General features: G+C 51.9%; 12 protein-coding genes. 11 read left to right on the forward strand and 1 reads right to left on the reverse strand.

Going from position 1 to position 10,085, the window contains the following annotated elements; genetic code table 11:
- The first annotated feature begins 323 nt into the window (after positions 1–323).
- Positions 324–746, forward strand: a complete 423-nt coding sequence (locus CHH67_RS22745) for a hypothetical protein (protein ID WP_095267659.1) — start codon at positions 324–326, stop codon at positions 744–746.
- A 192-nt stretch (positions 747–938) separates the two neighbouring features.
- Here the strand turns inward: CHH67_RS22745 and CHH67_RS22750 are convergent, their stop codons facing one another.
- Positions 939–1,463: a hypothetical protein gene (locus tag CHH67_RS22750; RefSeq protein ID WP_095267660.1), complete on the reverse strand. Its 525-nt coding sequence runs from the start codon at positions 1,461–1,463 to the stop codon at positions 939–941.
- A 237-nt stretch (positions 1,464–1,700) separates the two neighbouring features.
- Between CHH67_RS22750 and CHH67_RS22755 the strand changes: the two genes are divergently transcribed.
- From CHH67_RS22755 to rsmI, 10 genes are all read left to right on the forward strand, one after another.
- Positions 1,701–1,886 carry a sigma factor G inhibitor Gin gene (locus CHH67_RS22755; RefSeq protein ID WP_095267661.1) on the forward strand — a complete coding sequence of 62 codons (186 nt, stop codon included), beginning with the start codon at positions 1,701–1,703 and terminating at the stop codon, positions 1,884–1,886.
- A 136-nt stretch (positions 1,887–2,022) separates the two neighbouring features.
- Positions 2,023–3,597: an aminotransferase class I/II-fold pyridoxal phosphate-dependent enzyme gene (locus tag CHH67_RS22760; RefSeq protein ID WP_425320453.1), complete on the forward strand. Its 1,575-nt coding sequence runs from the start codon at positions 2,023–2,025 to the stop codon at positions 3,595–3,597.
- A 213-nt stretch (positions 3,598–3,810) separates the two neighbouring features.
- The gene (tmk, locus tag CHH67_RS22765) at positions 3,811–4,452 is read left to right on the forward strand and encodes a dTMP kinase (protein WP_095267662.1); all 642 of its coding nucleotides are present in this window, start codon (positions 3,811–3,813) and stop codon (positions 4,450–4,452) included.
- A 65-nt stretch (positions 4,453–4,517) separates the two neighbouring features.
- Positions 4,518–4,847 carry a cyclic-di-AMP receptor gene (locus CHH67_RS22770; RefSeq protein ID WP_006207400.1) on the forward strand — a complete coding sequence of 110 codons (330 nt, stop codon included), beginning with the start codon at positions 4,518–4,520 and terminating at the stop codon, positions 4,845–4,847.
- A 154-nt stretch (positions 4,848–5,001) separates the two neighbouring features.
- Positions 5,002–5,445, forward strand: a complete 444-nt coding sequence (locus CHH67_RS22775) for a YaaR family protein (protein ID WP_095267663.1) — start codon at positions 5,002–5,004, stop codon at positions 5,443–5,445.
- 123 nt (positions 5,446–5,568) lie between these two features.
- Positions 5,569–6,555, forward strand: a complete 987-nt coding sequence (gene holB / locus CHH67_RS22780) for a DNA polymerase III subunit delta' (RefSeq protein WP_095267664.1) — start codon at positions 5,569–5,571, stop codon at positions 6,553–6,555.
- A 59-nt stretch (positions 6,556–6,614) separates the two neighbouring features.
- On the forward strand, positions 6,615–7,415 hold the full coding sequence (locus tag CHH67_RS22785) for a PSP1 domain-containing protein (RefSeq protein WP_095267665.1): 801 nt from the start codon (positions 6,615–6,617) through the stop codon (positions 7,413–7,415).
- A 32-nt stretch (positions 7,416–7,447) separates the two neighbouring features.
- Positions 7,448–7,819: a DNA replication initiation control protein YabA gene (yabA, locus tag CHH67_RS22790; RefSeq protein WP_095267666.1), complete on the forward strand. Its 372-nt coding sequence runs from the start codon at positions 7,448–7,450 to the stop codon at positions 7,817–7,819.
- A gap of 180 nt (positions 7,820–7,999) precedes the next feature.
- Entirely contained in the window at positions 8,000–8,767 is a 768-nt protein-coding gene (locus CHH67_RS22795; RefSeq protein WP_095267667.1) for a tRNA1(Val) (adenine(37)-N6)-methyltransferase, read from the forward strand.
- On the forward strand, positions 8,764–9,654 hold the full coding sequence (gene rsmI, locus CHH67_RS22800; RefSeq protein WP_095267668.1) for a 16S rRNA (cytidine(1402)-2'-O)-methyltransferase: 891 nt from the start codon (positions 8,764–8,766) through the stop codon (positions 9,652–9,654). Before CHH67_RS22795 ends, rsmI begins: the two co-directional genes overlap by 4 nt.
- Positions 9,655–10,085: the final 431 nt, after the last annotated feature.

A 10,085-nucleotide genomic window follows, 5' to 3' on the forward strand; every position in this document is an offset into this window, starting at 1 on the left:
GAAGAACCACTGTCGAAGTAGTCGACGGTGGTTTTTATTTTTTTATTAAGATATGTTTGATCACCGTACTTTCATTTATTCAGCCGAACTGTTATATAACATGGCTCTTCAAAAGGTGTGAACAGATGAAGATTTTGTTACCGATATAACAAAGGAAATCAGTATAATAGAATTAGTTATATTCGGGCATATGCGGGCTGATGTATTTTACCTGTTTGCGAAAAGCAGTAGGTATGTAGCCTGAATGCAGAGATTCTCCTTATACCATTACCTAAGAACTACACGCAGCACACGGTATAATGAGGAGAGGAGGAAAAATTGCGATGCTTAAAAGCCGGCGGCACGTAGCTGGTCTTATATGCGCTGGTACGATATTATTGACCAGCTCTGCCTGTGGAACCCATGCTGAACCCAGCTGGAATTCCTTCAATGGCGCGGCTAACGTCAAATCGTTCCCCGTCCCGAGAGAAGCTAACAAGACGGAACAGACGTCAGGCAATACCGAGTTGGATTACGTACGTTACGCACTTCCTGGCATAAAGGAAGGAGACGATATACCAGAACCCTATTTGAACGAAATCGAGTCCTGGGGCTGGAAGCAGCGGAAGGATGATTCTGGCGCCTCCCTCGTTTTTGAGAAAGGAAACAGTATCGTTCATCTCACGGTTCATGACGGGTATCTGATCATCATGGTACCCAGTCAGACGAAGAAGCAAGCCATCCAAGGCTTGGAGAGCAAGAAATAAAAGACCTCTTTCGGGCTTCGAAATGAGGTCTTTTTCTATGTTCATGATTCATTCGGAGAATGAAAAAGGGAGCTCCCGCGCGGTGAGGAGTTCCCTTTGCTGTTTTCAGAAATGCGGCTTATCTTCCGGCGTTCGCCGGGATATATGTTGTAAGATGAGCAACATGGTTTTCAAAGGTTGGAAGACAGCGACCTATTGCTTGTAATAGGAAACATCCTCCGCATTGAATTTTAACATACCGTCCTTATACTTCATGCTTAAGCGAACGAGGAAGTAGAAACGCGGCAAAAGAAGCCACAGATGCCAGAATACCAGAGATAGCGTAAATAACGGAGGCGTCCACAGGGCCACCAGGGCGTACAGGCACAAGCCAATCCAGCTTGTATGCTGCTGTACGGTGAGGAACACCCGCCGGCTGATGTGCTGGTCCGGCATATAGCCCGGCCAAGGAAGCCGGAGCTGGAACCGCCACCTTTTCGTATAATTGCGTCCCATCAGAAGCAGCGCCGAGTGACCTATGAAGTATTGAATCCACAATACGATGGGGATGGCCATCAGCATGTACGGGATCGTGCTCCAGGACACAGCAATAATCCCTGCCACAGCCGCGATCAAGGGTAGCATCAGATAGAGGGCCAGCAGGGTCTTGGTCATCGGAATTTTTTTTAATAATCGGTATTGATAAAAGGTGGCTTGACCGTGCGGTTGTTCTGCCATCGGGCGTAGCTGTCCTCCTTTGTCTATGATGATCCGGTAGAGCTAGTTTGAAACATTGCTTTTATGTATTTTATCGGTAGAAGCGATATTATTATTAAGCACCAAAAAAGGTACAGACACAAGCGAAATGTCACCGACATATACATAAAGCGTAACAAAGAAATCCTATGAAAAGGTTTAAAATAATAGAAACTGTGCCATACTAATAGGAAAAGGAACAAGGTGGGGTGGTTATCAATGGAAGAGCTGACCGAACAAGTCTGCATCGTTTGCAACCAACCTAAAGCGGAAGGCATTACGATTGTTTCGCAATTCGTATGTGAGGACTGCGAATCCGAGATTGTGCATACCAGTGCGGACGATGCAAAATATCATTTTTTTATTCGGCAATTAAAGCAAATCGTCATTCCGAAAAATGTTTAATAGTGAGACCCTGTGCATAGGCCCCTGATGAAGAGGCCTTTTTTGCTGTCTATGGGTCATTTGCGGTCTTTGCCATAGGCGCAGATGCCAATTTGCGATAAAATAGGGTAGATATTATAATCCGAAGGGAAACGCAATGGGGAGTATGAACAAGCATCAGGCACCGCTCCTAGAAGCGCTGCTGCGTTATAGAGAAGAAGGGAATGTCTCGCTGCATGTTCCCGGACATAAAAACGGCAAGGCCTACGCAGGCGTACAAGAGGCGGATCTGCTCCGCGAGGTCATGCGGATTGATGTTACGGAAATTACAGGGACGGATGATTTGCATCATCCGGAAGGTGTCATTCGGCAGGCACAGCAGCTTGCTGCGGATTGCTTTGGGGCTGAGGAGAGTTATTTCCTCGTAGGCGGCAGCACGTCAGGCAATCTGGCGATGATCCTGACCGTGTGCACAGCACCGGGGGATCTTCTGCTGGTGCAGCGGAATGTTCATAAATCGGTATTGAACGGATTGATGCTCGCCGGAGCACAGGCCGTATTTCTCCAGCCGGAGACAGATGCAGGCAGCGGCCTTGCGGTGGCTCCTTCGGAGGAGACGGTGAGACAAGCTCTGGAGGCTTATCCGGAGGCCAAGGGCGTGCTGGTGACGATGCCGAACTATTACGGCATGGGAAGCGACTTGAAGCCTCTGGCGGCAGCCTGTCATCAGCACGGGGTTCCGCTGATCGTGGATGAAGCCCACGGCGCGCATTTCGGACTGCATCCGATGCTGCCGGAGAGTGCGCTCTCCTGCGGCGCTGACGCTGTCGTACAGTCCACGCACAAAATGCTGGGGGCCATGACGATGGGGGCGATGCTGCATGTGCAGGGCGAGCTGCTGGACCGCAAGCTGCTGCGGCAGCGGCTGGCCATGGTGCAAAGCTCAAGCCCCTCCTACCCGCTCATGGCCTCGCTGGATCTGGCCCGGCGCCAGCTGCACGCGCAGGGCCAGGACGCCTTCACGGCCGGCCTGGCCGCCGTGGACGCCTTCCAGCGCGGGCTCGCGCAGCTGCCGCGCTTCGGGCTGCTGCAGCCGCCGCAGCCCGCAACCCCCGCCGCCGGCACGGCCGCAGCCGGCGGAACTGCCCTGCCGCCGGGGCCCAGCAGCGCCCGGGCGGCGGCGTATACCCGCCAGGACCCCTTCAAAGCGGTCATATATGACCGCACCGGGGCCCTTAGCGGGTACGCACTCCAGCGCGCACTCGAAGCGCGCGGCTGTGTGCCGGAGATGAGTGACGAGCGGCGCGTCGTCCTGCTCTTCTCCCTGGGATCGACACTGGAAGATGTCAATCACCTCTTATGGGCTCTTGTGCATATTGTAAAGCAGGAGCCGGAGCTAAACCTGGATGACATCGATCACGCCGCACCTGCCGCTCCCGATGTTTCCACGTGGAACATTTCAAGCGGCGAGCGTTCGTATTCATCGCCCGTCTCGTTCTCTCTCCAGCCTGCCGATCCGCAGAAACTTGAAGCTATCCGCGTGGAAGAAAGCGCAGGACGCGTGGCTGGCGAGATGGTCATCCCTTATCCGCCGGGCATCCCGGTCCTGTATCCGGGCGAGGTAATCACAGGGCCGATGGCCTCGCGATTAATCCGTCTTCGAGATGCCGGCGTCAAGTGTCAGGGTACGGCCGACCCGGACATGGACACGATCGTTGTCTATAAGGATTAGACCGGGAGGGAAGCCCTCGACATGACAGCACTAGCCATTGAGACAGTAGAGAGTCAGAAAGATATAGAAAAGATACCGAAGGATCACAGAGACACAGAGAGGGATAAGCGCCCAAGGCATCTAAGCGTGCCCCTTAAGATGAGATATTCCTAGTCACGTAAGACACCTTGACTAACATTTCAAGCCTAAATCATCATGAAAGCAGGATTGTCGATGAACAAGCACAGACCGTTATTTATCACCATCGAGGGTGGAGAAGGATCAGGAAAAACGACGATGATCGGCAGATTGTCCGCGTATATGCAGAACCGATCCATGCCGTATCTGATTACCCGCGAGCCGGGCGGCATCGACATCGCCGAGAAGATCCGATCGATTATCCTAGATCCGGAACATACCGCGATGGACGCACGGACGGAGGCCCTGTTGTATGCTGCAGCCAGGCGTCAGCATCTCGTAGAGAAAGTCGAGCCCGCATTGGAGCAGGGAGTCACGGTGCTGTGCGACCGGTTTGTGGACAGCAGTCTCGTATATCAAGGATATGCCCGGGAATTGGGTATAGAAGAAGTATGGAGCATTAACGCCTTTGCTATCAATCAGCGGATGCCCGACTTGACGCTGCTGCTGGATATCGAGCCAAGGGCAGGCATGTCCCGGATTCTGATGAATGCCGAGCGCGAAGTGAATCGGCTGGATATGGAGAGTCTGGCGTTTCATGAAAAGGTCAGGGAAGGTTATCTTCAGCTGGCCGAGCGGTTTAAGGACCGAATTCGTTTGATTGATGCTTCCAGACCTCCAGAGCAGGTCGAACGGGAGATGATTAGACATCTGGACGCGTTTTTAAAGGATTTTTGAGGGTGTTTGTCAAATAATAAGGCATGGCGCTTTAAGCTGCCAAAAAACGATAAGGAGGGTTTGCAATGAAATTAATTGTTGCGATTGTACAGGATAAGGACAGCAACCGTCTTTCCGCCGCGCTGGTGAAAGCGAATTTCCGGGCAACCAAACTCGCAAGTACAGGTGGCTTCCTGAAGGCGGGCAACACCACCTTTATGATCGGGGTCGATGATTCCCAGGTTGAAAGCGTACTGAGCGTCATTCGCACCAGCTGTAAAGTTCGCGAGCAGCTCGTCACGCCGGTTACCCCGATGAGTGGAACGACAGATTCCTACTTGCCGCTTCCGGTTGAAGTGCAAGTGGGCGGCGCAACAGTATTTGTCCTCCCTGTCGAGAGATTTGAGCACTTCTAAGAGAAAGTTCTTAGGTTCTGTTGTTCGACCTATATAGATTGAACTAGGGAATAACAGCATCCCTCCTGTATAGGGAGGTGGGCACCCAGCATGATGATTGTTTTCTTTGGTTCAGTCTATATAGCATTTTTTATTATATAGGCGGTGGATTGAGTTGAAGATTAATCCGGGCTTCAGGCCCATCAAAAGTGAATTAACCGTCCCGGATAATACCGCTAAACCCGTGCAGCAGAAATCCTTCTCGGATATGATGCGTCAGCAGGGGGAGAGGGCATCCCATGAGGAACTGACCCGCCAGATGCGGGCGATCGCCCTGCAGGGCGATCGCCTGCTGAAATCGATGAATGTCCGGGAACTGAAGGCTTATAAGCAAATGGTGCGCCGATTCCTGGAAGAGACCGTCCGTCGCGGGGTCAAAATGAAAGAGACGCGAGGCTGGGACCGCAGAGGACGAGGCAAGCGTTACAATATTATTGATGAGATTGATTCGGTTCTGCTCTCCATGGCGGACGAGCTTCTGGATACGGAGCAGGGAAGAATTGATTTGCTTAACAAGGTCGGCGAAATTCGCGGCATATTGATTAATCTGGTATTTTGACAACATACGCATTTTGATAGAGCCATCATACCGGGTTCGCGTTCCTTGGCTCGGACAAAGATATGAACAAGCTCTAGAATCAGAAACAAGAACAGGTATTGAGCATAGAAAGTGAGAGGACTTATGTCTTTTAATGATATATTAGGTCAAGAGGCTGCCAAGCAGCTGCTGCAAAGCGCTCTTCGCCGTCATGCGGTCAGTCACGCCTATCTGTTCAGCGGCCCGAAGGGAGCGGGACAGACGGATATGGCTGTCGCTTTTGCCAAAGCGTTGTTCTGCACGGAGCTTGAAGACGATGCCTGCGGGCAATGTCTTGAATGCCGCAAGGTCGAGCATGGCAACCATCCCGATCTGACGATGATCGGTCCGGATGGCGCCAGCATTAAGATCGACCAGATCCGTGAGCTTCAGCGCTTATTCTCGTATCGCTCGGAGCATCGCAACCCGAAAGTGTATATTATTGAGCAGGCGGAGAAGATGACAACGCAGGCGGCCAACAGCTTGCTGAAGTTTCTGGAGGAGCCGCAGGTTCCGGTCGTCGCCATTCTGATCGCCGAGAATGGACAGGCACTGCTGCCGACCATCCAGTCGCGGGTACAGAAGGTGCCTTTCCGGGCGCTTTCACCGCAAATGATGGAGCAGGTTCTGGTGGGCGAGGGGTACCCTCACGCGCTTGTGCGCTGCGCGGTTCAGCTTGCATCCGGACTTGAGGGGTGCAGGAAAATATTGAACGAGAATTGGTTTGCAGAAATTAGAAACGTAGTGTTACAATTAGGGAAGGAGTCTTTGAACCGAAGCGGCTCTGCGATCATTACCGCGAGTCAGAAGGTGTTCAAAACCGAACTCTCGGAGCATCTGGATATGATGTTCAGTTTGTTCCATTTATGGTGTAAGGACATGATCCATGTCCAATACGGAAGGAAAGAGTCTCTCGTTTTCATAGATCAGGCGGAGTATATCTCTGGTCATGCGTCAGCCCGCAGCACAGCACAGTGGGTATCCTGTATGGATTTGGCCGCAGAGTGTCAGAAGAAGTTACGCTATAATGTCAATGGACAGCTCTGTTTGGAGCAGCTGTTGATCGGCTTGGGCGGTAACACTCCGGCGTGAGCGAAACCCCCAGGCGCGCGAATACGGGCCTAGATGTACAGGCACAAGGGGGTTTATTTTTGTACAGTGTAGTAGGTGTCCGCTTTAAGAAAGCGGGCAAGATATATTACTTTGATCCACTCGATCTTCCGGTGGAGAAAGAGCAATCCGTCATCGTAGAGACGGCTCGCGGCATTGAATATGGTCAGGTTGTTATTGGTAAGAAGCAGGTGGGTGAATCCGATGTCGTCCTTCCGCTGAAGAAGGTCATCCGCATTGCCGGCGATTCTGATGCCCGTGTGGTTGAAGAGAACAAGCAGGCGGCTAAGGATGCATTTACAACCTGTTTAAATAAAATTCGGGATCACGGATTAAAAATGAAGCTGGTGGACGTGGAATTCACGTTTGATCGCAACAAAATCATTTTTTACTTCACAGCAGAAGGCCGTGTGGACTTCCGTGAGCTGGTCAAGGATCTGGCCAGCATATTCCGGACAAGAATCGAGCTGCGACAAATCGGCGTACGGGATGAGGCCAAAATGCTTGGCGGCCTTGGACCTTGTGGACGCGTACTGTGCTGTTCTTCATGGCTCGGAGATTTTGAACCGGTATCGATCAAGATGGCGAAGGATCAAAGCTTGTCGCTGAACCCTACCAAAATTTCCGGGCTATGCGGAAGATTGATGTGCTGCCTGAAGTTTGAGCATGATAATTATGAAAGTGTCAAGGAAGAGCTTCCATCCGTCGGGAAATTGGTTGTCACCTCGCTTGGGGACGGCAAAGTGGTCGGACTCAATGCGGATAAACGAACCGTTCATGTTCAGCTGTTTGAGATCGGTAAGGTCAAGGAACTTCCAATGGATGACGTTGTAGTCAAATAGACAAATACAATGTTTGTTTTCGGGGTGTAGTCTTGGAGAAGAAAAACATTTTTGCGCTCATTCAAGAGATGGAAACACAGATGGGACATATGCACAGTGAACTCGGTGGACTCAAGCTGGTCATCAAGGAACTGCTGGAAGAGAACCATCGCCTCAGCTTTGAAAATGAACAGCTCCGAAAGATATTAAAAAGGGAAGCTGATCCGGCAGAAGCGACCCATCCGATTGCTCCGAACCATCCGCAGCCGAACAAGGCTGAGGAGCATGGGGAAGATGTGGTCGGGGAAGGTTATGATAACCTGGCCCGGCTGTACCACGAAGGCTTCCATATATGCAATGTCTATTACGGGCATTTGCGTACGGAAGGGGATTGCCTGTTCTGCCTGTCTTTTCTGAATAAATGAGAAAGCCGTAGGAGAAAAACGCCTACGGTTTTTTTCTCAGGTTGCAAGGTTATACTGTATGGATGCTATATGGATGCTGAAGCAGGCAGCTGCTCCATCACTCCAGATCACCTGCGTGTACCTAGCGCCTTCCTCCTGGCCGAGGTGCCGGAACTATCAATGCTAAAAAGGAATGAAATTATGAAACTGAAACAAATCAGCCTCCAGCCGTCCGAGCGCATCGACGATCTGCTCACCCATGAGCTGGGCATCATTCAAAGTGAAGAAGTGTTCAGCTTCTCCATGGACGCGGTTTTGCTCGCCCGCTTTGCCAGCATCCCTCGCCGCGGCCGAATCCTGGATATGTGCACAGGCAATGGGGTCATTCCCATTCTGCTCTCCACCCGCACCTCAGCGCCGATTGAGGCCATTGAGATTCAGCCGAGGCTGGCGGATATGGCACGGCGAAGCGTGGAGATGAATGGGCTAGAGCAGCAAATTACGATCCGCGAGGGCGATTTAAGGGAGCTGTATAAGGAAACCGGCTATGGCGCCTATGATGCGATTACCGTCAATCCGCCTTATATGCCGATGAACGGCAGTGATGTGAAATTGAATCCATACCAGGCCATAGCCAGACATGAGATTCACTGCACATTGGAGGAAGTGATTGAGGCAGGTTCACGTCTGCTGAAGCAAGGCGGCAAAATGAGCATGGTTCACAAGCCGCTCCGTCTTGCGGAGATTATTACGCTGATGAGCCGGTATCGAGTTGAGCCGAAGGTGATCCGCTTCGTGCATCCTAGGGCGAATATGGAGGCCAACATGGTGCTGATCGAGGGCATACGGGATGGCAAGCCGGAGGTTCGACTGAAGCCGCCGCTGATCGTGTACAACGAAGAGGGCCAATACTGCGACGAATTTATGGATATTTATTTTGGATCGTATAAGGATGATGAAGAGGAATGAAACCAATCGTTCAAACGAGCTTTGCTCAAGCCAATCAAGGGCAGCATCCGGGCGGCAGCCTGTATTTGGTGGCCACGCCGATCGGCAATCTGGAGGATATGACATATCGGGCGATTCGGACGCTGCGGGAGTGTGATATTATTGCGGCGGAGGATACGCGGCAGACGCGAAAGCTGCTCACGCATTTTGATATTCCGGCCAAGCAGCTGTTCAGTTATCATGAGCATAACAAGGCTGCCAGCGGTCCTGAAATCATACGCTATATAATAGAAGGAAAAAATGTGGCGCTGGTCAGCGATGCCGGTCTGCCAGCCATTTCCGACCCCGGTTCCGACCTTGTCAGACTGGCGATTGCAGACGGAATTCCGGTCATTCCGATCCCCGGCGCGAACGCTGCGCTTTCGGCTTTGATCGCATCGGGATTGCCGACCGAAAGATTCACGTTTATCGGGTTTCTGCCCCGTGAACGAAAGGATGTGATGGAGCAGCTGCAGGGGCTGGGGGCCGCGAGTGGGACATTGATTTTTTATGAATCTCCGCACCGGGTCAAACGAACATTGGAACTGCTTAAGGAGGCGCTGGGCGACCGCAGCATTGCGCTGGCCCGGGAATTGACCAAGCGTTACGAAGAATTTGTCCGGGGGACGGTAAGCGAGTGTCAGCAATGGCTCGAGGAGCACCCGCCGCTCGGCGAATATTGCATCGTCGTGCAGGGCGCATCCATCGAGGATGAGCTGCGTGAACAAAATGCCTGGTGGCAGGAGCTGTCGCTTGAAGAGCATGTCGCCCGCTATGAGCAGGAGGGCATGAGCCGCAAGGATGCGATGAAACGGACTGCCGGCGACCGGGGCGTATCAAAGCGGGATGTGTACAACGCATTGTTGTAGCATGGTGTTGTAAGCGTGGAGGGCATCGTTTTTTGCATCGCGCGCAGCTCCCCGTGCGCGGTGTCTCGCTGCATGACTCAAGTCGGAAGACGAATGGGTCATGGGCAGGGACGGTCAGCAGAACAGGCCGCAGCGTAGCGCAAGGACATAAGGGGTATTTATAATAGAAGAAATCCAATTTTTCCAAGAATATTATTCGTTTCCGGGGTCTGACAACCGGCAGCGCCAGAGGCTCCGGAACAAGCGGTGGAAGGGGCTCAACAGACAGAAAAAGCGGAGAAGCGCCGGTTTGTCCGGCATGATCAAAAAAAACCTTCCTGCGGCCGGGTTCATAGCCGAGGAAGGCACAAGGAGATATGAAAAAGGTTAGAATTAACAAAGTGAATATACTTATTATATACTATTATTTTTAATTTGTCACAGGTGTAGGG

This window comes from Paenibacillus campinasensis, assembly GCF_002272015.1.
In the GTDB taxonomy this organism is placed as follows: domain Bacteria; phylum Bacillota; class Bacilli; order Paenibacillales; family Paenibacillaceae; genus Paenibacillus_AQ; species Paenibacillus_AQ campinasensis.

Bases quoted from the DNA above. Each gene is read 5' to 3' on its own strand.
- CHH67_RS22745 (WP_095267659.1), top strand. From the start codon at position 324: ATGCTTAAAAGCCGGCGGCACGTAGCTGGTCTTATATGCGCTGGTACG.
- CHH67_RS22750 (WP_095267660.1), bottom strand. From the start codon at position 1,463: ATGGCAGAACAACCGCACGGTCAAGCCACCTTTTATCAATACCGATTA.
- CHH67_RS22755 (WP_095267661.1), top strand. From the start codon at position 1,701: ATGGAAGAGCTGACCGAACAAGTCTGCATCGTTTGCAACCAACCTAAA.
- CHH67_RS22760 (WP_425320453.1), top strand. From the start codon at position 2,023: ATGGGGAGTATGAACAAGCATCAGGCACCGCTCCTAGAAGCGCTGCTG.
- tmk (WP_095267662.1), top strand. From the start codon at position 3,811: ATGAACAAGCACAGACCGTTATTTATCACCATCGAGGGTGGAGAAGGA.
- CHH67_RS22770 (WP_006207400.1), top strand. From the start codon at position 4,518: ATGAAATTAATTGTTGCGATTGTACAGGATAAGGACAGCAACCGTCTT.
- holB (WP_095267664.1), top strand. From the start codon at position 5,569: ATGTCTTTTAATGATATATTAGGTCAAGAGGCTGCCAAGCAGCTGCTG.
- CHH67_RS22795 (WP_095267667.1), top strand. From the start codon at position 8,000: ATGAAACTGAAACAAATCAGCCTCCAGCCGTCCGAGCGCATCGACGAT.
- rsmI (WP_095267668.1), top strand. From the start codon at position 8,764: ATGAAACCAATCGTTCAAACGAGCTTTGCTCAAGCCAATCAAGGGCAG.